We start from the raw sequence: 22391 nt of genomic DNA, 5'->3' as shown, positions 1-22391 counted from the left end.
GCTATCAGTCCCAAGACCCGGGCAAACGGTAATCGGTGGGCAAACGGCGGATGCCGCTGACCCGTCCGGTACCGAGGCCACGGGCGGGCCGGGCCGGATTTCCGCGCCGATGCGGTACCGGCGGATGCGGTCTCCGGCCGGTCAGCTCCCGGCGCCGGTACGCACCGCGGGCACGACCTGCTCGGTATAACGACGGATCTGCTCGACCGGTTCCCCCTCGGTCGGCCAGAAGACGAATCCGTCGATCCGCTGGTCGCGGTGCAAGGCCAGCAGGTCGTCCACCCAGCGCTGGGGCGGGCCTTCCAGGAAGCCGCGATCGGCCCCGTCGGCGGTGATGGTCCCCGACACGTTCAGCACCCGCCGCACCGTCAGCGGGTCCCGGCCTGCCGCGGCGGCGGCGTCATCGATCCGCCTGCCGGCTTCGGCGAGGAACTCCGGCGGCGCCCAAGCGGCCGACGGCACCCAGCCGTCGGCGGCGCGGCCGGTGAGTTCGAGCATGCGCGGCCCGCGCGCGCCGAGCCAGATGCCGGGCCGGTGTCGCGGGAGCGGGCCGGGATGCGCGCCCGCCAGGGAGTAGAAGGAGCCAGGCACCCGGACCGATCGCGCGTCGCTCCACAAGGCGCGGATCACCGTGATCGCCTCCTCCAGGGCGCGCACCGCCTCGCCTCCGGTGCGGCGCGGTCCGCCCATCCCGGCGACGGCGTCCCAGAACGCGCCGGCGCCGAGGCCGAGCTGGATGCGGCCGTCACTGACGATGTCGAGCGACGCGACCGACTTCGCCAGCAAAGCGGGGTGGCGCAGCGGCAGGTTGGCCACGTCGGGGAAGAAGGTGATCCGCTCGGTTCGCGCGGCGAGCGCGGTGATCAGCGTCCAGGTGTCGAGGAACCTGCGCTGATAGGGATGGTCCTGGATGCCGATCAGGTCGAGCCCCGCCACGTCGGCGTACGCGCTCAGCTCGGCGAGCCTGCGGAAGTCGTCGGCCTCGGGGATCAGGAACAGGCCGAATTGGGGCGGTCGGGTCCTCATCACACACCTCCTGGTGGTCGCGCGGGACGCCGACCCGGCGCGGTGGGCCGGTACGGATCAGATGGCGAGCACGGTCTTGCCGCGTGCTCCTGGCGCTCCGATGACCGCTGGTCCCTCCGCGAGCGGGACGGTCGCGTCGATCGGCACGACCACGTCGCCCGCGGCCACCCGCTGGATCAGGCGGGCCAGTTCCGGTGCGCTGCCCTTGGATTCGATGTTGCCGCCCCGCAGCGATCGTGCGCGCAACGCGTCCTCGTCGGCGGCGAAAGTGGTGGAGTAGACCGTGCCGCCGTCGCGGACCAGCGTGGTCAGCTCCGCCAGCGCCTCCGGCGGGCTCACCAGATCGAACAGGACGTCGATGCCGTCCGGATGGGCGGCGGCGACCTGGTCGCGCACCGGTCCCGCGGTGTAGTCCACCGTCTCGGCCGCGCCCAGGCGGGTCATCTGATCGGCGGAGTCGCCCCGCGCCGTGGCGATGACGTGCGCGCCCGCGATATTGGCCAGCTGCACCAGGAAGGAGCCGACGCCACCGGTCGCGCCCACGATCAGCACGGTCTGGCCCGGCTGGATGTGGGTGGCGTCCACGAGGTCCTGCGCGGTCACCCCCGCGGTCGGCAGCGCCGCGGCCGCGACCGTGGGCACCCCGGGCGGAATCGGCACCAGGGTGCCGCCCTCAGGGAGCACCGCGTACTCGGCGAAGCTGCCGTGGCCCACCGGCGGTGTGAGGAACTTGCCGACCACCCGGTCCCCGACGGCGAAACGGCTGACGCCAGCGCCGACCGTGGCGACCGTGCCGGCCCCGTCCACCCCGAGGATCATCGGAAAGTCGTGCGGCAGTTTGCCGTCCAGGAGGCCGGAGGCCACTTTACGGTCGAAGGGGTTCACCCCGGCCGCCTGGAGTTGCACCCGCACGGTGCCCGGCCCCGGCTCGGGCATCGGCATTTCGGCTAGTTCCGGCTTCGCTCCGAACTTCCGTACCACGATCGCGCGCATCCATTCGCTCCTCGAGTCGGGGTGAAGAGTGCTGCAACAACTGACGGCCGAGGTCATCGTAGGCGTCCGAAAGCCGCCGACGTGCGGAATCACCGCATGGGCGGTGTGGCGGGGCGTCGCATTCGCCGGTGCCGGAGCGTAGCGTTCGACACATCCGGTGGATCGCCTGCGGCGCGGCGGAGAATTCCAAACTTGAGCGGAACAGACTCAACCTTTAGAACGTTGGACGGGTAGAACGGCGCCGAGCCGAAGGCGGAGCGGGACGACAGCGACAGCTTCGGCGAACGCGCTCGGCGCCGTGCGAATCGACTCGACCAGTAGGAAGGTGACTCGTGGACTCGTTCAATCCCACCACCAAGACCCAGGCGGCGCTGACCGCCGCCCTGCAGGCGGCCTCCGCCGCGGGCAACCCGGAGATCCGTCCTGCGCACTTGCTGGTGGCGTTGCTCGACCAGACCGACGGCATCGCCGCGCCCTTGCTGAAGGCCGTCGGAACGGATCCGGCGACCGTGCGCCGCGAGGCACAGGACATCGTGGACCGGCTGCCGCGGGCGACCGGCGCCACCACCACACCGCAGCTCGGCCGCGAGGCGCTCGCCGCGATCACCGCGGCGCAGCGCCTGGCCACGGAACTCGGTGACGAGTACGTCTCCACCGAGCACGTGATGGTCGGTCTCGCCGAGGGCGACTCCGATGTCACGATGGTGCTCACCAAGTACGGCGCCACCGCCGACGCGCTGCGTGCCGCGTTCACCGCCGTCCGCGGCAGCGCCAGGGTGACCAGCCCCGATCCGGAGGGCAGCTACCAGGCGCTGGAGAAGTACTCCACCGACCTCACCGATGCCGCCCGCCACGGCAAGCTCGATCCGGTCATCGGCCGGGACACCGAGATCCGCCGGGTGGTGCAGGTGCTGAGCCGGCGCACCAAGAACAACCCGGTGCTGATCGGCGAGCCCGGCGTCGGCAAGACCGCCATCGTCGAGGGCCTCGCCCAGCGCATCGTGGCTGGCGACGTCCCCGAGTCGCTGCGCGGCAAGTCCGTCGTGGCGCTCGACCTCGGCGCGATGGTCGCGGGCGCGAAGTACCGCGGTGAGTTCGAGGAACGGCTCAAGGCCGTGCTGGAGGACATCAAGAACAGCGCGGGCCAGATCATCACGTTCATCGACGAGCTGCACACCATCGTCGGCGCCGGCGCCACCGGTGAATCGGCGATGGACGCGGGCAACATGATCAAGCCGATGCTGGCCCGCGGCGAGCTGCGCCTGGTCGGCGCCACCACGCTGGAGGAATACCGCCAGCACATCGAGAAGGACGCCGCCTTGGAGCGGCGCTTCCAGCAGGTGCTGGTCGGCGAGCCGTCGGTGGAGGACACCATCGGCATCCTGCGCGGCATCAAGGAGCGCTACGAAGTGCACCACGGCGTGCGCATCACCGACTCCGCGCTGGTCGCCGCGGCCACGCTGTCGGACCGCTACATCACCTCCCGGTTCCTGCCCGACAAGGCGATCGACCTGGTCGACGAGTCGGCCTCGCGGCTGCGCATGGAGATCGACTCCCGCCCGGTGGAGATCGACGAGGTGGAGCGCGCGGTGCGCCGCCTGGAGATCGAAGAGGTCGCCCTCGCGAAGGAGACCGACGAGGCGTCCAAGCAGCGGCTGGAGAAACTGCGCGGCGAACTCGCCGACGACCGCGAGAAGCTCAATCAGCTGACCACGCGCTGGCAGAACGAGAAGAACGCGATCGACCAGGTGCGCACGCTCAAGGAGGAGCTGGAAGCGCTGCGCGGTGAATCCGAGCGCGCCGAGCGCGACGGCGACCTGGGCAAGGCGGCCGAACTGCGCTACGGCCGGATCCCCGCGCTGGAGAAGCAGCTCGCCCAGGCCGAGCAGGCCTCGGCCACCGCGGGCGACGGCGAGGTCATGCTGAAGGAAGAGGTCGGCCCGGACGACATCGCCGAGGTGGTGTCCTCCTGGACCGGCATTCCGGTGGGCCGGATGCTGGAGGGCGAGACCCAGAAGCTGCTGCGCATGGAGGACGAGCTCGGCCGCCGCGTGGTCGGTCAGCCCGAGGCGGTGCAGGCGGTGTCCGACGCGGTGCGCCGGGCCCGCGCCGGTGTCGCCGACCCGAACCGCCCGACCGGGTCGTTCATGTTCGTCGGCCCCACCGGCGTCGGCAAGACCGAGCTGGCGAAAGCGCTGGCGGACTTCCTGTTCGACGACGAGCGCGCCATGGTCCGCATCGACATGAGCGAGTACAGCGAGAAGCACTCGGTCGCCAGGCTGGTCGGCGCTCCGCCCGGTTACGTCGGTTACGACCAGGGCGGTCAGCTCACCGAGGCGGTGCGGCGCAGGCCCTACACGGTGGTGCTGTTCGACGAGATCGAGAAGGCGCACCCGGATGTGTTCGACATCCTGCTGCAAGTGCTCGACGAGGGCAGGCTCACCGACAGCCAGGGCCGCACGGTGGATTTCCGCAACACCATCCTCATCCTGACCTCGAACCTGGGCGCGGGCGGTGACAAGGAGTTCGTCATGAACGCGGTGCGCTCGGCCTTCAAGCCGGAGTTCCTCAACCGCCTCGACGACGTGGTCATGTTCCACGCGCTCGACGAGGAGCAGCTCGAGCAGATCGTCGACATCCAGCTCGAGCAGCTGCAGAAGCGGCTGGCGCAGCGCAGGCTGAAGCTGGAGGTCAGCGATTCGGCGCGGTTCTGGCTCGCGGTGCGCGGCTACGACCCCAGCTACGGCGCGCGTCCGCTGCGCAGGCTGATCCAGCAGGCCATCGGCGACTCCCTCGCCAAGGAACTGCTCGCGGGCGAGATCGCCGACGGCGACAGCGTCAAGGTGTCCGTCAGCCCCGGCGGGGACGGCCTGATCGTCGGCAGGTGAGTGAGTGAGCGGCCTCGTCGCGGACGAGGCCGCTCGCCTTTCGTCGAAGCTCGCTCGCGCACAAGGTGTTTCGCCCCACCGTCAGCACGGTGAGATCGATGCCGGAACGAACGCCCACCGAGCCGCAGGCGCACCGGTCCACGTGGTACGGGTGCGCGCGAACGTACGCGGCCTACGCTGGAAGCCATGACCAACCCGAACGATCCCTGGGGACAGCGGCCGGAGGATGCGCCGACCGAACACCTGGGTCCGCCGGGCAAGTCCGGATACGGTGGCCCCGCGCACACCACGGAGTACCTCGACGCGTACGGCACCGGGGCTCCGTCGGAATATCCCCCGACGGAGCATTACGGAGCCTGGGGCCCGCCCGGGGCGAACGCGACACGTGAGTTCCCGGCCTACGACCCCCAGTGGGCCGCCTATCCCGACACCGTCCCGGGTGCGGCGGGTCCGCCCGGCGGCGCGATGCCGCCCGGTGCGGCGCCGCCGGGACCACCGCCGCCGCGGCGCAACACCGGCCTGTGGATCGCCCTCGGTCTCGGCGTGGTTCTGCTGATCGGTGCGATCGGGGTGGTCGCGGGCGTGCTGCTCGGGTCGGGCGATTCCGGCTCGGCCGACACCGCGGCGGCCTCCACGACGCGCGTCACGACGAGACCCTCGCCGGGAACCAGGACCGCGCAGCCCACCCCGCCGAGCGGTTTGCCCAGTGTGCCCGGCCTCGGCGATGTCGACGGCCTCGGCGCGACCATGGGCACCATCACCGCCAACGACGGGGGCACCCTGACGGTGAGTTCGGTGATGGGCAACACCATTACGGTGCGCACCGACGCGAACACCCAGGTGATCGCGCTGTCCGGGACCAGAGTCTCCGATCTGGCCACCGGTGAGCTGGTGCTGATCCAGGGGGACAAGGCAGCGGACGGGTCGATCCAGGCGAAGGTCATCATCGGCACCTCGCTGCCCGGCGGCGGGCGATGAGCCGCGCCGGACGCCGGGGGCGCGAAGCGCCGGGGGTAATGACGGACCATGTCCGGCCGGGACCATTAGGCTAGGCGGCGATGACGGCAATGTGGTTCGGGTTGGCGGCGATCGCGCTCGTGGGCGCGATCGTGCTGCTGTATTTCGATCGGCTCCAGCGGCAGCGGACCGGTCACGCGCGACAGGTCTGGGCGAAGTCGCAGGGCTATACCTACGTGTCCGTGGAACCCGCGCTGCCGTCCACGTGGCGGCGCGGCGCGTTGACCAAACTGGGCTATCTCTCCGCGGTCGACGTGGTCTCCGGCATCCGCAAGGGCGAGAAGTTCGTGCTGTTCGACCTGGAGGACTCCGCGACGCTGGTCGCGGTGCGCCGTCAGATCGGTTCGGACATCGACGTGGACATGCGGCTGAAGACCGCCGCCCCGCCCAAGGACCACGATCTGGAACTGCTCGGCGCCATCGGTGACCGCGTGGTCTTCGCGACCAATCCCGAAATCGCCAGGCACGCTGTCGATCAGCGCATGGTCGCGTTTATCGAGAACCTGCCCGACACCGTGCAGATGCTCTGGAGCGAGGGCAACTGGACGCTGGGCATGCTGCTGGTCGGCACCACCCCGAAGGACTGGGAAGGCGCGATCGACGCGGTGCTGCGCCTGTCCGGCCTGCTGCACGTGCTGCCGCCGGTCAGCGAGCCGCGCTTCGACGACGGCGGACCCGAACCGGCGCGCCCCCGCGCCCGTCAGCGGGGCGACCGGGACGCCGAGGGTGAAGCGGGCGACCGCCCCGAGGCCGACGACGAACGGTCCGAAGACGACTCCGACGACGCCGAGCGACCGGAACCGGCGCGCCGCCCGTCGCTCGCCGTCGTGCCGAACACGCGCGCCCGCGTGCGCGACGAGGAGAAGCCCCGGCCGCGCGAGGAGCGCGACGCCGAGAGCCGGAACGACCCCGAATCGCGGCAGCGGCCGACCGACCCGCCCGGTGGACCGTTCCATCCCGGCTTCCGCCCTTACCAGGGACCCGTGCCGAAGTGACCGGCCGCGCGCCCACCGCGGCCGGGCCGCAGCGGCTGCGATCGATCGCGCCGTCATGACCGAGCATCCCCGGCTGCCCGGCGCCACCCGTCCTGTGGCTCTGATCACCGGACCTACCTCCGGTATCGGCCGCGGTTACGCGACCAGGCTGGCCTCGCTCGGCTACGACCTGGTGCTCGTGGCTCGGGACGAGCAGCGGCTCACCGCCATCGCGACCGAGATGGAGCACCGCTTCGCCACCCGCTCGGAGCTGATCGTCGCCGACCTCGCCGCCGCCGACGACCGCGAGCGGGTCGCGGCGCGGCTGGCCGACGGCGTCGAATTCCTGGTCAACAACGCGGGTTTCGGGCAGTCCGGGGAGTTCTGGACGTTGCCGCCCGAGCGATTGCAGGCGCAGTTGGACGTCAACGTCACCTCGGTGATGCGGCTCACCAGGGCGGCGCTGCCGCCGATGATCGCGGCGGCCAACGGCCGCGTCGTCAACGTGGCCAGCGTGGCGGGCCTGATTCCAGGACGAGGGTCGACGTACTCGGCGTCCAAGGCCTACGTCGTATCCTTCACCGAAGGGTTGGCGCGAGCACTGGCCGGGACCGGAGTCCGGGTCCAAGCCCTGTGCCCGGGATTCGTCCGTACGGAATTCCACCGGCGAGCAGGCATCGCGATGCCCTCGCTGCCGAAAGCGTTGTGGCTGAGCGTCGAGCAGGTAGTCGCCGGCTCACTGCGTGATCTGGAGAAGGACCGGGTGCTCAGCGTGCCCGGTATGCAGTACAAAGCGCTCACCACCGTCGCCGGAATGATCCCGCGAACCCTGGGGGCCCGGCTCGATCGCGGGCTGTTCGACGCACGCGGAAGGACTTGACATGATCGACGTGATTACCAACGACAGGGACCGGCTGGCCGCGCTGGTGCGCGAGCTCGCCGTCGTGCACGGCCGGGTGACCCTGTCCTCGGGCAAGGAGGCCGACTACTACGTCGACCTGCGCCGCGCCACCCTGCACCACAGTGCGGGCCCGCTGATCGGCAAACTGCTGCGCGAACTCGTCGCGGACTGGGACTTCGACGCCGTCGGCGGCCTGACCATGGGCGCCGACCCGGTGGCGCTGGCCGTGCTGCACGCGCCCGGCCGCCCGATCGACGCCTTCGTGGTGCGCAAGGCCGCGAAGTCGCACGGCATGCAGCGCCAGATCGAAGGCCCGGATGTCGCCGGCAAGCGGGTGCTGGTCGTCGAGGACACCACCACCACCGGCAATTCACCCCTGACCGCGGTGCGCGCGCTGCGCGACGCGGGCGCTACCGTGGTCGGCGTCGCCACCGTCGTCGACCGGGAAACCGGCGCCGACCAGGTGATCGCCGCGGAAGGCCTGGAGTACCGGTCGATCCTCGGCTTGAAGGATCTCGCCCTGGGATAGCCTGGACGATGGTCTAAGTCTTCGAAGGTGAAGGGTCGTGTGAGTCACCAGTGGTGAGCATTGCAGTCAACAGGAGCCGCGAGAACGTGGCGATGCTCGGAATCGGCGCTTACCGACCCAAACGCCTGGTCAGCAACGCCGAGGTCTGCGAGGTGCTGGATTCCACCGACGAGTGGATCTACGAGCGCACCGGTGTCCGCAACCGGCGCTGGATCAGCGGCGACGAGACGCTGCGGTCGATCGCGGCGGCGGCGGGCGAACGCGCGATCGTCAACAGCGGCGTCGACCGCTCGAAGATCGGCGCCGTGATCCTGGCGACCTCCAGCTGGCTGACCCTCACCCCGCACGGCGCGCCGCAGGTGGCCTACGACATCGGCATGAACGGCGTGCCCGCCTTCGACCTGACCTCCGGCTGCGGTGGCTTCGGATACGGCCTCGGCGTGGCCGCCGACATGATCCGGTCCGGTTCCGCCGAGTACGTGCTGCTCATCGGCGCCGAGACGATGACCGTCGGGCTCGACCCCACCGACCGCGGCACCGCGATGATCTTCGGTGACGGCGCGGGCGCGGTCGTGGTCGGCCCGAGCGACGAGAACGGCATCTCGCCCACCGTCTGGGGCAGCGACGGTGAGAACGCCGCCGCGATCATGCAGGACATCGATTTCCTGGAATACATGCAGCGCGCCCAGGCCATGCAAGGTCTCGACCCGGCCGTGGATCCGGTCGGCCGGATGTCGCTGCGGATGGAAGGCCCTCGGGTCTTCCGGTGGGCCGCGGTCACGCTGCCGCGCGCCCTGTCCACCGCGCTCGAGGTCTCCGGCGTGGCCAAGGAGGACATCGAGGTCTTCGTCCCGCATCAGGCCAACGCACGGATCAACGAGCTGATGAAGAAGAACCTCGGGCTCGCCGACGAGATCCCGATGGCCAACGACATCGAGAACACCGGCAACACCTCGGCCGCGTCCATTCCGCTCGCGATCGAGGAGATGCTGGTCACCGGCAAGGCCAAGGGCGGGCAGACGGCGTTGCTGCTCGGCTTCGGCGCCGGCCTGAGTTACGCGGGCCAGGTCGTCACGCTGCCGCCCGCACCCGCCGAGCCGAGCTTCTGAGCATGCGGCCTTTTCGAGCCGGGTATCTCGCGGCGGCGGCGCTCACCGTCTACGGCGCGGTCACCGGGCGGGAGAAGGCGCAGTGGATCGCCAAGCCGCTGCTGATGCCGCTGCTCGCGGCGGATGTGGCGACCGAAGGCGGGCAGCTGCCGTCCACCGAGCGCACGGTGCTGATCGGGTCGCTCGGCGCGGCGACGGTCGGCGACATCCTGCTCATAGATCCGGATGACGACCGCAGGCTGATCGCGGGCGCGTCGTCGTTCGCGGTGATGCAGGCCGGGTACACCACGCTGTGGTGGCGGATGGGTGGCAGGCCCACCGCAGGGGCGGCCGTACCACGGGTGGCCGCCTGGCTGGGGGTGGCCGGGGTGCTGCGGAAGAAAGCTCCCACGGTGGCCGCTCCGCTGACCGCCTATGGCGTCACCTTGGGCGCCGCAGCCGTGCTCGCGTCGGACCCCGCGCTGGCCCCCGCCACGAAAAACATTGCGGGCGTGAACGTTCCCGGCATGGATCCGCGCAGTCGCCTCGGCCTCGGCGCGCTGCTGTTCACCGTGTCGGACGGACTCATCGTGGTGCGGCGGTTGTTCGCTCGCGGTGAGCGGGCGCGCCGGGTGACCGAAGGCGTGATCCTGGCGACCTACGCGGCCGCGCAGTACCTGCTCGCCGATCCGAAGGCGCATGTGAAGCCGGTGCTCACAGCACCAGAATGATGCGATCCCGGTTCGCCGGGTCGACGCGGATCGAGAGGATCTCACCGACCGCGAGTCGGGGTTTGTCGGCCGGTGTGGCGTCGAAAACCACCGTGCCACGGTAACTTTCGGAGCCGGGGACGGTGAGTTCGAGATCCAGCTCGGTGAGTTCGGTGTGATGATCGGTGCGCTCCAGCGGGTGCACGCCCTCGACCGTCGCCCACCCTTCCAGGCCGTGCCGCCACAGTTGACGATCCGCCTTGGACGGCCGCCCGGCAAGCATCATCCCGACGCCGAGGCACGAGCCGAACAACCCGACCAGCGCCACGATCTGATACGGCACGGTTCCCGACGGCGTCCGGTGCACCACCCACCCCAACCACAGCGCCAGCAGGATCAGATACCCGGCGGTCACCCCGAGCACCGTGCGCAGTATCCGCTCGTGATCCATACCAGCCTCCACCCCGAGTGCCAGACCTCCAGGATAGGCCCGCACACCTTCGGCGGTGCTGACCTATTCGCCGAGATAATCGCTCGACAGGGCGACAAGGTCGATCGTGACCGGCGTTCCCGCCAGATCGACTGTCACCGAGCCCGACCGCTCGGCGACCAGCTCGTAGTCGCTGTCGATCAGTCGGTAGGCGCTGAGGCTGGCCGGTTCATCGAGATCGATGAGCCAATAGTGCTCGATGCCGACTTCGGCGTATTCGAAGAACTTGGTGACACGATCGGTTCGCCGGGAACCAGCCGACAGAATTTCGACGGCGAGTTTCACATCCTCCGGATGCACGCGTGCGAGATCGTCGGTGAGCGCTTTGCGGCGGATGACCAAGACGTCCGGCACGCGCACCGTAGGGGGTTGCGCCGGATCGACAACCAACTCGGCTTCACCTACCGCAGCGAGCTCTTTCGGTAGTTGAGGGTGGATTTGCGCCGCGAGCTGCCAGACCGCGAATTGATGACGCACGACCGGCCTCGGTGACACGACCAGAACCCCCTCGACAAGCTCGTAATTTCGGCTGCTGTCCTCCGGCAGCGCGATCCAGTCCTCCAGGGTCAGCAGATGATCAGGCCAGTTCACTTCGACGGTCATCGCTTCCTCCCCTCCCCGCACGGATACCGCGTTGGGGCCAGTTTGGCACACCAGGCCGACAAACCACAGCGACGTCGGCTCTCGAGTCGTAATACCGCCAGGACGCGGCGGCGGAGGGAAGCTGCCCGTCGAAAGTGGTGTGTGCGCACCCCCACCGGCACCCATTACGATCCTGCTGATGAGCTACCCGCCGCAGCCGCCGCCGTACGGTTATCCAGCCTATGGGGCCTACGGAGCACCGGACCATCCGCAATCCACCACGATCTTGATCCTGGGCATCCTGAGTCTCGTGCTTTGCCAGCTCATGGGGCCTTTCGCGTGGGTGATGGGCAAGCGGGCGCTCAACGAGATCGACGCCTCCGGTGGGACCATCGGTGGCCGGGGGAATGTCAACGCCGGATACATCTGCGGCATCATCGCGACCGCGCTGATGGCATTGAGCCTGCTGTTCCTGCTGTTGATGTTGGTGCTCGCCTTGGCAGGCGCGTTCGCGGGGAGTTCGTCCAGCTACTGAGCCACCGGCCGCGGGCACGATGGCCGGAATTAGCATCGTTGGGGTGAGTCACCCAGTGCCGGACGCGGCGGAGCAGGATCTACCGGGCCCGACGGAATGGGGCGAGCACCCGAACGGCGTCGGTCCGTGGGCTAGCGAGCACGCCGAGCCGCCGCCGGATGACCCGCGCCTGGATCCCGAACTGCTGGCCGGCGGCGACCGCCGCAATGTGGTCGACGCCTACCGGTACTGGAGCCGCGAGGCGATCGTGGCCGACATCGACCGGCGCAGGCATCCGTTCCACGTCGCGATCGAGAATTTCGGGCACGACGCGAACATCGGCACGGTGGTCCGCACGGCGAACGCTTTCGCCGCCGCGGCCGTGCACATCGTCGGGCGACGGCGGTGGAATCGGCGCGGCGCCATGGTGACCGACCGCTACCAGCACATCCGCCACCACGCCGACATCGGCGAACTGCTGGCGTTCAGCGAGCAGGCCGGACTGACCGTGGTCGCCGTCGACAACGTGCCCGGCTCGGTGCCGCTGGAGACCGTCACGCTGCCGCGCGCGTGCCTGCTGCTGTTCGGCCAGGAAGGCCCGGGTGTCACCGACCACGCCAAGCAGGCCGCCGTGATGACGGTGTCGATCGCGCAGTTCGGCTCCACCCGCAGCATCAACGCGGGAGTCGCCGCGGGAATCGCGATGCACGCCTGGATCCGGCAACACGCCGATCTGACGACCGCATGGTGAGTTCCTGGCCGCGTTCGATCCCCTGAGCAGGCGATCTTCGATCACCGAAGCCCACCGGCACGATTGCACATCGCTTTCGTAACAAATCGGGCGCATGAATGCGTTCTGGCCTGGCACCATTGACCCATGACCTCGCGGAGCGACGATATCGAGGTGCCGAGCGTGGAGCACGCCGAGACGGGCTCCGCGGCACCGCGTCCGCCGGCCGGCCGTGCACCGGCGGGCCGGGAACCCGTCGCGCCCGCGACGCTGTGGTCCGAACGGGCCGACATGGCCGAATCGTCGATCGTCTCCCGGCATCTGCGCGCGCTGTGGGCGCTGCCCGGCACCGAACTCGGCGTGGTCGGCTGGCCTGCGACCAAGCGCGAGCGAATCTTCGGCGCATGGCACTACTGGTGGCAGGCGCACCTGATCGAGTGCGCGATCGACGCCGCGAACCGGGCGCCGACGCCGTTGCGCCGCAGGCGAATCGCCGCGCTGGCGCGCTCGCACCGCTTCCGCAACATCACCGGCTGGACCAACCGATACTACGACGACATGGCCTGGCTGGCCATCGCGCTGGAACGCGCCGAGCGAACCCAAGGGGCCGACGTGCGAAGCGCGCTGGTCGCGCTGGAGAAGCGTTTGCACGACGGCTGGCAACCGGAGGTCGGCGGCGGCCTGCCGTGGCGCATCGGCTCGGACTACTTCAACGCACCGGCGAACGGTCCCGCCGCGATCGCGCTGCTGCGTCTCGGGCGCGTCCAGCGCGCGCAGGAGATGTCCGACTGGTTGGACGCGACGCTGCGCGATCCGGAGACAGGGTTGATCCTCGACGGCATCCACCTGCCCTCCGGCGAGATCGAGCGTCCGGTGTTCACGTACTGCCAGGGCGTGGTGCTCGGCCTGGAGACGGAACTGGCCGTGCAGACCGGCGAAGCGAGGCACACCGAGCGCGTGCACCGGCTGCTCGCGGCGGTCGAGGAGCACATGACCACCAATGGCGTGGTCAACGGCGGCGGGGGCGGTGACGGCGGGCTGTTCAACGGCATCCTGGCCCGGTACCTGGCGCTGGTCGCGGTGATGCTGCCGGGTGAGGACGCGCAGCAGGTCGCCGATCGCCGTGCGGCCGCCGCGATCGTCACCGCGTCGGCGAAGGCGGCATGGGCCAACCGGCTGCAGGTCGAGGGCGAGCCACTGTTCGGGCACGACTGGAGCAAGCCCGCGCAGTTGCCCGGCGGCAGCGCGGGAGCCGGTTACTTCACCTCCGGCGGCTCGGTCACCTCGTCGAAGGTGCCGGGGCGCGACATGTCGGTGCAGTTGTCGGGCTGGCTGCTCATGGAGGCGGCTTACCAGGTCAGCGCCGCGGGGCTGTGACCGCGGATCAGCCTTCCGGCTCCAGCACGGCGCTCGGAGCCGTTTCCAGCGCGAAGTCCTCGGCGGGCTGGGACATTTCCTGCCGGTAGTGCCGCACGCCGAGCGCCGTGCCGATGACCAGGCCGACCACCAGCGTGCCGATCACGATCGGCATCAGCCATTCCACGCGCTGCAGGAAATTGCCCGCGTAGTACCCGATGAGCAACAGCACCGGCGCCCAGACGATCGCGCCGATGGTGCTGGCGATGGTGAACTTGCGATGGTCCATCCGAGCGGCGCCGGCGACCGAGGGGCACAGGGTGCGCACCCACGGGATCCACCGGGCGATCAGCACCGCGACGAATCCGTGCCGATGCAGCAGCTCCGCGACCCGTTGCAGATTGCGGACGTTGATGTATCTGCCGTTCTTGCGGGCCACGAGATGCCGTCCGGTCCGGTGTCCGATGACGTAGCCCACCTGGTTGCCCGCGATGGCCGCGACCATCGCGCCCACCGACAGCGCCCAGACGTGCGCCTCCCCCGAGGCGTGCGAGGCCATCACGATGCCCGCGGTGATGAGCATCGAGTCACCGGGCAGGAACAGCCCGAGGATCACCGCGCATTCGAGGAAAACGAAGGTCAGCACCACCGTCCAGACGAGCGCGGGGCCCGCCGACAGTAGTGGATCGAAACTGCCCACGGCTAGGGGCGACGATTCCGTCGTCACCGGCTTCAGCGGGTGGATTCGCTGGTCGAAGCGGTCAGTTCCGCCTCGGTCTGCTCCTGTGCCGTGGCATTGCGGCCGAGCAGCTTCTTCGCCACCGCGGTGATGCCGGGCAGGATCGACACGAAGACGATGAGCAAGAAGATCGCCTCCACGTGGTCCCGGATGAACGCGACATTGCCCAGGAAGTAGCCGAGAACCGTGACACCGCCGCCCCACAGCAGCGCGCCGACGATGTCGAACGCGACGAACTTGCGGTAGTCCATCTTGGAGACGCCGGCCAGCACCGGCATGAAGGTGCGCACGATGGGCACGAAGCGGGCCAGGATGATCGTCTTCGGCCCGTGCTTTTCGAAGAACTCGTGCGTCTGCGTGACGTAGTGCTTCTTGAAGAACCGGGTGTCCTCTTTGTGGAACAGCGCGGGCCCGATCGCCCGGCCGATCCAATACGCGCACTGGTCCCCGGCGAACGCGATCAGCACGACGGCGGGCACCAGCACCCAGATCGACACCGGCGGATTCGGCTGCGCGGCGAGCAGGCCGCCGGTGAACAGCAGCGAGTCGCCGGGCAGGATCGGGAACAGCAGGCCGGTCTCGATGAAGACGATGACCAGGATGGCCGGCAGCACCGCGTCCTTCAGCCACGTTTCCGTGAGCAGGTGCATCGGATCGAGCAACTCGGTCAGCGCGAGGTTGCTCGTCACCGATTCTGTCGCTGCCTGCAGAATCACGTGGCCTCCTGTCCCGATACGGCTGGCCTGCATCGCTTGCCACCGCGTCGGAAGCTGCCAGCGCAAATTACCGGCCCCACAGTACCGGCTCCGCCTGAGAATGCTCGTGCTGTGCGCAAAATTACCGGTGCGTCAACTGCGCACCGCCTCCCTGCATACCAGGCGAAACACCGCTGCCTTAGGGTGAAGGCTGACAAAATAGGTCTTTGCCGCACAACACGGAGGTCTTACAGTGCCCATCGCGACTCCGGAGGTCTACGCCGAGATGCTCGGTCGGGCCAAAGCCAATTCCTTCGCCTTCCCGGCCATCAACTGCACGTCGTCGGAGACCATCAACGCGGCCATCAAGGGCTTCGCCGACGCAGGCAGCGACGGCATCATCCAGTTCTCCACCGGCGGGGCGGAATTCGGCTCGGGCCAGGGTGTGAAGGACATGGTCACGGGCGCGGTGGCGCTGGCCGAGTTCGCGCACGTGGTGGCGGCCAAGTACGACGTGACCATCGCGCTGCACACCGACCACTGCCCGAAGGACAAGCTGGACACGTTCGTCCGTCCGCTGCTGGCGATCTCCCAGGAGCGGGTCAACGCGGGCCGCAACCCGCTGTTCCAGTCGCACATGTGGGACGGTTCCGCGATCCCGATCGACGAGAACCTCGAGATCGCCAAGGAGCTGTTGAAGGCCACTCACGCCGCGAACATCATTCTCGAGGTCGAGATCGGCGTCGTCGGCGGCGAGGAGGACGGTGTCGAGGCCGAGATCAACGAGAAGCTCTACACCTCCCCGGAGGACTTCGAGAAGACCATCGACGCACTCGGCGCGGGTGAGAACGGCAAGTACCTGCTCGCGGCGACCTTCGGCAACGTGCACGGCGTGTACAAGCCGGGCAACGTGGTGCTCAAGCCGGAAGTGCTCGCCGAGGGCCAGCGCGTCGCGGCGGCCAAGCTCGGCCTCGGCGCCGACGCGCAGCCGTTCGACTTCGTCTTCCACGGCGGTTCCGGCTCGCTGAAGTCCGAGATCGAGGACTCGCTGCGCTTCGGCGTGGTGAAGATGAACGTCGACACCGACACCCAGTACGCGTTCACCCGGCCGGTGGCCGGCCACATGTTCGCCAACTACGACGGCGTGCTGAAGATCGACGGCGAAGTGGGCAACAAGAAGACCTACGACCCGCGCAGCTACCTGAAGAAGGCCGAGGCGGCGATGGCGGCGCGCGTGGTGGAGGCGTGCAACGATCTCAAGTCGGCTGGACGCTCGATCAGCGCCTGATCCTGATACACCCAGCTTGGTGCACATGAGTTTGGATGTGCGCGTGCTCGGGCCCGTTCGGCTGCTCGTCGGTGGTGAGCCGGTGGCCGTCGGCGGGCCCAAACCGCGAGCTCTGCTCGCCGCGCTCACGGTGAATCGGCGGCGCGCGGTGTCGTCGGCCGCGCTCGCCGATCTGGTGTGGAACGAGGAACCGCCCGACGCCTACGCCGCCAGTCTGCAGGTCTTCGTCTCGAACATCCGCAAGGCGCTGCGCAATTCCGGCGTCGACCCGGCGGCGGTGCTGCGCACCGAGTCGTCGGGCTACCGGCTGGAGATCGACGAGACCGCGTGTGATCTGGGCCGTTTCCAGGCGGCGCGGGAGGCGGGCGCCCGCGCCGCCGAGGCGGGCGATCACGCCGGGGCGGCGCAGCTGTTCGGCTCCGCGCTGCGCGAGTGGAGCGGCCGGGCGCTGGCCGATCTGGCCGGGTTGCAGTTCGCCGACGGATTCGCCACCGCCATGGACGAGGAGCGGCTGCTGGCCGCTTCGGCCCGGATCGACGCCGAGATCGCTTGCGGGCGAGCGTCTTCGGTGATCGGCGAGCTGGTCGCGATGACCAACGAGCACCCGCTGCGGGAACCGCTGTGGGGGCAGTTGATCACCGCGCTGTATCTGTCCGGCCGGCAGGCGGACGCGCTGGAGGCGTGCCGGAAGGTGCGCGGCGTGCTCGCCGACGAGCTCGGCATCGATCCGGGACCGGCGCTGATCGATCTGGAGCAGCGCGTGCTGCGGCAGGAGCCGCTGAGCACGGTCGAACTACGGCAAGTGGAACGCCTGGCCGCGGCGATGACCGAGACGGTCACCGAGGTGCCGCGCGCCGTCCGCTCCGGCCAGCTGCGGATGCCGGACGGTCGCGTGGTGGCGATCGCGCAGGGCGGCCTGCGGATCGGCCGGATGACCGACAACGACTTGGTGCTGGAGGATCCGCGAGCCAGCCGCTACCACGCGCACATCATGCCGAGTCGCTCCGGTCTGCTCATCAAGGATCTGCATTCGGCCAACGGCGTGTTCGTCAACGACGACGCGATCGACAGCGGCGTGCTGCTCGCCGACGGCGACCGGATCAGGATCGGCGGGACGATCCTGACCTTCCAGGCGCTGCACTAGTCGCAGGCGATGCCGTTGCCATCCCGGTCCAGGTGCGCGTTGAAGCCGGGTTGCCCGCGGTACAGCGGCCCGGCGCCCTCGGCGCGCACCTGGTCGCAGTCGGTGTAGATCTCGGGGGACCGCTCGGCGGGTTCCTCGGGTCGCGCGCTGTCGCCCTTCGGCCCGGTCCGGTTGTGCGGGATCGGGTGGTCGTCGTGCGGTCCGGCGATCGCGACAGCCGGGGGCGCGGCGGCGGACGCCACCGACGGCACGAGCGCGCTCGCTCCCGCCGCCAGCAGCGCCGCCGCGATCGCGGGTGCGACGCGGAGAACTGACTTGGTCACGTCCTCCATCCTGCTCCCGGATCGGCCGGTGCGCCCTATTCGCAGGCGATTCCGTCGTTGTCGCGGTCCAGGTGCGGGGCGTAACCCGGCTGTCCGCGCAACAGCGGAGCCTTACCGGCGTTGCGGACTTCCGTGCAGTTCTTGTAGTACGGGCTCGGTGGCGCTTGCGGCGGCGGATTGTTCGGCTGCCGTGGGTTGTTCGGGGCCGGTGGATTACCCGGCTGCGGAGGGGCCTGAGGCGGCGCCGCCTGCGGTGGGCAGAACTGCGCGGACCCGGAGCCGCAGAGCAGGTCGGTGAGTGGATCTGCCGCGGCGACGGGCGACCCGAAGGTGACGACGGCGGTGGCGAGCAGACCGGCGGAGCCGATGCCGAGCAAGGCGCGCAGGAGTGCGTTCTTCATGTGATCCGTTCTTGGTCGGGGCCGCGCATGATGGAACACGCTCGGCGCAAACGGTTTCGAATTCAGGCGCGCAGACGCGCTCCGACGGCCGCTCTCCCCGACTGGAGTTGCCGCGAAATGGACGCTAGCAAATCAGGGACGCTTCGCCGTGGAAATGAAGCAGATTCATCCTCTTTATTGGGCGTGTCGGTCTGCCCCTTTTCGAAAGGCGAACGGGGTAGGGTCGTTCCCCTGGTTCGTCTTCGCAAGGTTCGTGTCCGCAATGGATTTCGAGGGGTTTGCAATGGCGATGCGAATGTTCGCCGCGATCGGCGCGATCGTGGTCGGCGCGGGAATGCTCGTGTACACCGACGGGTCTGCCGCCGCCGAGCCCGAAGCGGCAGGCCCGCTCGCGGGAGTCGGGCCGTGCGCGACCGACCCGGTGGCGACTCACGAGCCTTTGGTGCCGAAGACGCTGGAGGTGCCGATTCCCTATCCGGTGGTCACCGTGCTCCCGGCGCAGCTGCCCGAACCCGCGCCGAAGCGAACGCGGATGGAACTCCCGCCGGACCCCTGCGCCAATCCCTGCCCCGATCTCACCGATCTGCCCGCACCCTCACCGAGTCTCGCCGCACAGCTCGGCATTCCGGAGATCCTGCTCAATCCCAAACCGTTCCACTTCGCGATCCCGGGCCCCGGTCCCGATCCCGGCCAGGTGCCGCCTCCACCACCGCCGGTGCAGCCGCCGGTCGAACCCGCGGCGCAGTCACCCGCCCGCCCGGCCCCGCGCCTGAGTCCGGCCCGCGAGGTGGCGAAGCTGACCGGCGCGAACTCGGTGAACCGCACCGACAAACGCTGGCAGGTGGACGGCACCGATCTCGGCATCATGTGGGAGAGCGCACCCGGCGAGATCGCGACGGCGTTCGGCGACACCGTCGGGCGCGGCTTCCATCCGCCCGGCGGTATGGGGCTGGATTGGCGCAGCAACGTGCTGGCTTTCAGCACCGACCGCGATCTCGCCGACGGGGTGAGCTTCGACCGGATGGTCACCGACGACCGCTGCCACGCGGCCGAGGTGCTCTCCAGCCGCAAGCTCGACAACGTCGAGGTCACCACCATTCCCACCTCGGGTTTCGCGCTGGGCGGGCGACAGTACCTCAGCTACATGTCCATTCGGACCTGGAACAGCCTGCCGGGCACGTTCTTCACCAACTACGGCGGCATCGCCTACTCCGACGACCACGGCCAGACCTGGACGAAGGATCCGCACGCCCGCTGGGACAACATCTTCGGGCTGGCGAACTTCCAGGTCAGCGCGATGGTGCCGCACGGGGGTTACGTCTACATGTTCGGCACGCCCAATACCCGCCTCGGCGCGGTCGGCCTGGCCAGGGTGCCGGAAGACCAGCTGCTCAACACCACCGCCTATCAGTACTGGCGAGACGGCGCCTGGACCCCTGTCGGCGGCTTCGGCTCGGCCACGCCGATCGTGGACGGCCCCGTCGGTGAACTGTCGGTCCGCTACGACGCCGCCCGCGACGTCTGGCAGATGAGCTACCTGGACACGACGAAGGCCGCGCTCGTCGTCCGGGAGGCGGACGCACCGCAGGGGGTGTGGTCCGACAGCACGCCGACGGTGTCGGCGCTGAGCTATCCGGAGTTGTACGGCGGCTTCATCCACCCGTGGTCGTCGGGCTCCGATCTCTACTTCACCATGTCGACCTGGAGCGACTACAACGTCTACCTGATGCACTCGGCCGTCGGCGAGTGATCCGCTCCGGTCAGCGCAGCCGGACCTCGGCCAGCGCGCGGCCGAACAACTTGCGCCCCTCGGAGGTGCCGCCGAGCAGGATGGTCGCGGTGCGCGCGGCGGAGTCCAGCGACTTGATCCGTCCGGTGAACTCGACCGTGCCAGCCGCGTCGGCGGCGACCGGGACGAAGCCGGAGAACCGCACGCTGAACTTCTGGATCGCGGTGGGATCGCCCAGCCAGGAGGTGAGGTAGCCGCCGGCCAAGCCCATGGTCAGCATGCCGTGCGCGACCACCGTCGGCAGCCCGGCCAGCTGCGCGGCGTGGTCGCTGAAGTGAATGGGATTGGCGTCGCCGGACACGCCCGCGTAGTTCGCCAGGTCACCGCGGGTCAGCCGGAACGCGCCGTCGGGCAACCGATCGCCCGCGGCGAGGTCGTCGAAGGCGGGCAGCGTGTGCACGGGTGTGGACTCGTGCCGCTCCGGCTCCACCAGCGGGCTGACGCCGAGCGACACCAGCGCGTCGTTGTGCGCGAAGTCGGCGCTGCGGGATTCGACCGGGCGGCCGTGCATCATGATGTTCTCCACCACGTCGTCGAGCGTGGCGCCGACATCGGCGCCGCGGCGCGCGACGATCGTGGTCGACCCGACGATGGCGACCTCGCCGTGCTGGTTGCTCAGCGAGAAGCGCACCAGGATGAAGTCGTTGTCGCCGAATTGCCGGATCGATTCGATGATGATCTCGCTGCGCACCCGGTCGCCGGCCAGGATGGGCCGGTAGATCTCGAAGACCTGATCGGTCTGCAGGAACTGCGAGAGGTCGTACTCGGTGAGCACCGAGTCGAGCAGCGCCCTCGTCCCGCTCATCCCGATCACCGAGGCGAAGGTCGGCGGCGCGATCAGCCCGGAGTACCCGAGCGCGCGTGCGTCGGCTTCGCGCTGGTGCGCCGCGTGGTGGTTCTGTACCGCGCGGGCGAATTCCCTGACCTTCTCCCGGCCGACCTCGTAGTGGTCACGCACCCGGAAACGCTGTCCGATCGGCGTCACCGGGACGACATCGATTTCCGGCCGCGCCATCGTCTGCTCCCTGCTCATGATCCGGGCCATGCTACTGCCGGACCGGACCATTGACCAGGTGGGTGTGACGTGCGTGACCGGCATCGATGCGTGCCCGCTATCACAATGCGGCGCGGTTACTGGGTGCTCGAGGGCGGGTCGCAGACCTTCCATCCGTCGTCGGTGTGCTGCAGGTCGAAGGTGCGTGCCGACCGCTTCGCCGGGTCGGCCTCGGTGTAGACCGTGGCCTGCGCGATGGCGGTGCCGTCGGTGATGCGGATGGCGTCGATGCTGTCCACCACCGGGATGTTCTTGCGTTCCATCGACAACTTGTGCACGCCGGCGAACTGGTCGCTCGGAATGCCCTGATAGAAGTCGTGCAGCGGACCGCACGTGGTGGAGCGCAGCGCGTCCAGATCGCCGCTCTTCAGCGCGTCGGTGTAGCTGGTGATGGCGCTGCGCACCTGAGCCTCGGGAGAGTCGTCGCCGGACATCGTGACCAGCGCCACGATCACCCCGATCAGCGCGATCACCGCCACGGCCGCCGCGCCGAGCACGATCAGCCGTCGATCGGGCCGAGCCGGGCCGCCGGCCGACGCGCCCGCGCCGGGCTGCGGAGCCGGAGGGATCCGCTGCGGCGGTGCGACGGGCCGGGTCTGCGGCGCGCGCGGATCGCCCATCGACTGCGCGGGCACGGTCTGCTGGACGTCCGCGGGGGACGGCGCTGTCGCCACCTGTCGCGGCCGGCCCTGGGGGCGCTGCGGCGACGGGCGCGTGTCCTCGACTCCCGGTCCGTGCTGCGGCGGCGCGCCGTGCGGGCCGGGCTGTTTGGGGCCCGGAGCCGGACGCGGCGTGCTCGGCGGCTTGGTGACCGGAACCGGACCCGCCGGTGGCGTGACCACGCGATCGGTGCCCGGCCTTCCGCCGTCGGCGGGACGCTGGATGGGCAGCGCGACGGTCTTCGCGTCGTCCAGGCCGACCACCGGCATCGCCATCGTGACGTCATCCGAACCGGGCGGGTTCTGCGCCTCGGCCGGAGTGGATTCGGCGGCGCGCTCCTGCGCGGGAGCCGGTCCGGCCGACGGCTGCGGCTTGCGTATCACGACGGTCGCGGATTCGCCGCCCTGCGGGCTCGGCGAACTCTTCGCCTCCGAGGCGGCGGAAGGGGAATCACCCGACGCGCCCGGCGTCCCCTTCGCGGCGGCCGCGCCACCGGCGGG

At 69.6% G+C, this 22391-nt stretch carries 23 protein-coding genes; 13 read left to right on the top strand and 10 right to left on the bottom strand.

Features of this window, described 5'->3' with window-relative positions; translation table 11 throughout:
• Window positions 1–141 precede the first annotated feature (141 nt).
• Both U3653_RS00660 and U3653_RS00655 read right to left on the bottom strand, forming a co-directional pair.
• Window positions 142–1026, bottom strand: a complete 885-nt coding sequence (locus tag U3653_RS00660; RefSeq protein ID WP_195080843.1) for an LLM class flavin-dependent oxidoreductase — start codon at window positions 1024–1026, stop codon at window positions 142–144.
• Between the two features lie 57 nt (window positions 1027–1083).
• Complete coding sequence (locus U3653_RS00655) at window positions 1084–2019, bottom strand: NADP-dependent oxidoreductase (protein WP_195080842.1); 936 nt, start codon at window positions 2017–2019, stop codon at window positions 1084–1086.
• A 332-nt stretch (window positions 2020–2351) separates the two neighbouring features.
• Here U3653_RS00655 and clpB point away from each other — a divergent pair, with 332 nt between their 5' ends.
• The 7 genes from clpB to U3653_RS00620 all read left to right on the top strand — a co-directional run bounded on the left by clpB (window position 2352) and on the right by U3653_RS00620 (window position 10147).
• Window positions 2352–4907, top strand: coding sequence for an ATP-dependent chaperone ClpB (gene clpB, locus U3653_RS00650; RefSeq protein WP_195080841.1), 2556 nt, complete (start codon window positions 2352–2354; stop codon window positions 4905–4907).
• A 186-nt stretch (window positions 4908–5093) separates the two neighbouring features.
• The gene (locus tag U3653_RS00645; RefSeq protein ID WP_195080840.1) at window positions 5094–5885 is read left to right on the top strand and encodes a DUF5666 domain-containing protein; all 792 of its coding nucleotides are present in this window, start codon (window positions 5094–5096) and stop codon (window positions 5883–5885) included.
• Window positions 5886–5974: 89 nt separating this feature from the next.
• Window positions 5975–6919, top strand: coding sequence for a TtfA family protein (locus tag U3653_RS00640; RefSeq protein WP_195081042.1), 945 nt, complete (start codon window positions 5975–5977; stop codon window positions 6917–6919).
• A 55-nt stretch (window positions 6920–6974) separates the two neighbouring features.
• Entirely contained in the window at window positions 6975–7778 is an 804-nt protein-coding gene (locus tag U3653_RS00635) for an SDR family NAD(P)-dependent oxidoreductase (protein ID WP_195080839.1), read from the top strand.
• Window position 7779: 1 nt separating this feature from the next.
• A complete protein-coding gene (pyrE, locus tag U3653_RS00630; protein ID WP_067796674.1) occupies window positions 7780–8328 on the top strand; it encodes an orotate phosphoribosyltransferase in 549 nt (182 codons plus the stop codon).
• Window positions 8329–8378: 50 nt separating this feature from the next.
• Entirely contained in the window at window positions 8379–9437 is a 1059-nt protein-coding gene (locus tag U3653_RS00625; RefSeq protein WP_195080838.1) for a beta-ketoacyl-ACP synthase 3, read from the top strand.
• Window positions 9438–9439: 2 nt separating this feature from the next.
• The gene (locus tag U3653_RS00620) at window positions 9440–10147 is read left to right on the top strand and encodes a lysoplasmalogenase family protein (protein WP_195080837.1); all 708 of its coding nucleotides are present in this window, start codon (window positions 9440–9442) and stop codon (window positions 10145–10147) included.
• Here the strand turns inward: U3653_RS00620 and U3653_RS00615 are convergent.
• Window positions 10131–10577 (bottom strand): DUF3592 domain-containing protein, encoded by a 447-nt coding sequence (locus tag U3653_RS00615; protein ID WP_067796682.1) that lies wholly within the window; start codon window positions 10575–10577, stop codon window positions 10131–10133. The two genes, U3653_RS00620 and U3653_RS00615, sit on opposite strands and share 17 nt — an antisense overlap.
• 63 nt (window positions 10578–10640) lie before the next feature.
• Window positions 10641–11219: a Uma2 family endonuclease gene (locus U3653_RS00610; protein ID WP_195080836.1), complete on the bottom strand. Its 579-nt coding sequence runs from the start codon at window positions 11217–11219 to the stop codon at window positions 10641–10643.
• Window positions 11220–11397: 178 nt separating this feature from the next.
• Here U3653_RS00610 and U3653_RS00605 point away from each other — a divergent pair, with 178 nt between their 5' ends.
• The 3 genes from U3653_RS00605 to U3653_RS00595 all read left to right on the top strand — a co-directional run bounded on the left by U3653_RS00605 (window position 11398) and on the right by U3653_RS00595 (window position 13819).
• Complete coding sequence (locus U3653_RS00605; protein WP_067796688.1) at window positions 11398–11733, top strand: DUF4190 domain-containing protein; 336 nt, start codon at window positions 11398–11400, stop codon at window positions 11731–11733.
• A gap of 19 nt (window positions 11734–11752) precedes the next feature.
• On the top strand, window positions 11753–12463 hold the full coding sequence (locus U3653_RS00600; RefSeq protein ID WP_195045969.1) for a TrmH family RNA methyltransferase: 711 nt from the start codon (window positions 11753–11755) through the stop codon (window positions 12461–12463).
• Between the two features lie 270 nt (window positions 12464–12733).
• Window positions 12734–13819 carry a glycoside hydrolase family 76 protein gene (locus U3653_RS00595; protein ID WP_195081041.1) on the top strand — a complete coding sequence of 362 codons (1086 nt, stop codon included), beginning with the start codon at window positions 12734–12736 and terminating at the stop codon, window positions 13817–13819.
• 7 nt (window positions 13820–13826) lie between these two features.
• Here U3653_RS00595 and U3653_RS00590 read toward each other — a convergent pair whose 3' ends face one another.
• Both U3653_RS00590 and U3653_RS00585 read right to left on the bottom strand, forming a co-directional pair.
• Window positions 13827–14525 carry a DedA family protein gene (locus U3653_RS00590; protein ID WP_323124688.1) on the bottom strand — a complete coding sequence of 233 codons (699 nt, stop codon included), beginning with the start codon at window positions 14523–14525 and terminating at the stop codon, window positions 13827–13829.
• A gap of 5 nt (window positions 14526–14530) precedes the next feature.
• Window positions 14531–15187 carry a DedA family protein gene (locus tag U3653_RS00585; RefSeq protein WP_323124692.1) on the bottom strand — a complete coding sequence of 219 codons (657 nt, stop codon included), beginning with the start codon at window positions 15185–15187 and terminating at the stop codon, window positions 14531–14533.
• 298 nt (window positions 15188–15485) lie between these two features.
• Between U3653_RS00585 and fbaA the strand changes: the two genes are divergently transcribed.
• Complete coding sequence (fbaA, locus tag U3653_RS00580) at window positions 15486–16520, top strand: class II fructose-bisphosphate aldolase (RefSeq protein WP_195080834.1); 1035 nt, start codon at window positions 15486–15488, stop codon at window positions 16518–16520.
• Between the two features lie 25 nt (window positions 16521–16545).
• Window positions 16546–17664, top strand: a complete 1119-nt coding sequence (locus tag U3653_RS00575) for a BTAD domain-containing putative transcriptional regulator (RefSeq protein WP_195080833.1) — start codon at window positions 16546–16548, stop codon at window positions 17662–17664.
• Here the strand turns inward: U3653_RS00575 and U3653_RS00570 are convergent.
• On the bottom strand, window positions 17661–17987 hold the full coding sequence (locus U3653_RS00570) for an excalibur calcium-binding domain-containing protein (protein WP_323124689.1): 327 nt from the start codon (window positions 17985–17987) through the stop codon (window positions 17661–17663). The genes U3653_RS00575 and U3653_RS00570 overlap by 4 nt on opposite strands.
• A gap of 35 nt (window positions 17988–18022) precedes the next feature.
• On the bottom strand, window positions 18023–18388 hold the full coding sequence (locus tag U3653_RS00565) for an excalibur calcium-binding domain-containing protein (RefSeq protein ID WP_195080831.1): 366 nt from the start codon (window positions 18386–18388) through the stop codon (window positions 18023–18025).
• Window positions 18389–18671: 283 nt separating this feature from the next.
• Between U3653_RS00565 and U3653_RS00560 the strand changes: the two genes are divergently transcribed.
• Window positions 18672–20138 carry a glycoside hydrolase family 183 protein gene (locus tag U3653_RS00560; RefSeq protein ID WP_195080830.1) on the top strand — a complete coding sequence of 489 codons (1467 nt, stop codon included), beginning with the start codon at window positions 18672–18674 and terminating at the stop codon, window positions 20136–20138.
• A gap of 10 nt (window positions 20139–20148) precedes the next feature.
• On the opposite strand, the gene U3653_RS00555 is transcribed toward U3653_RS00560, so the two are convergent.
• On the bottom strand, window positions 20149–21210 hold the full coding sequence (locus tag U3653_RS00555) for a fused (3R)-hydroxyacyl-ACP dehydratase subunits HadA/HadB (RefSeq protein WP_195080829.1): 1062 nt from the start codon (window positions 21208–21210) through the stop codon (window positions 20149–20151).
• Window positions 21211–21308: 98 nt separating this feature from the next.
• Entirely contained in the window at window positions 21309–22274 is a 966-nt protein-coding gene (locus tag U3653_RS00550; protein WP_323124690.1) for an Rv0361 family membrane protein, read from the bottom strand.
• Window positions 22275–22391 lie beyond the last annotated feature (117 nt).

It is taken from the genome of Nocardia implantans (assembly GCF_035544775.1).
Taxonomy (GTDB): domain Bacteria; phylum Actinomycetota; class Actinomycetes; order Mycobacteriales; family Mycobacteriaceae; genus Nocardia; species Nocardia implantans.
Note: the sequence above shows the minus strand (reverse complement) of the source record. Positions and strands in the feature narration are given on the sequence as shown.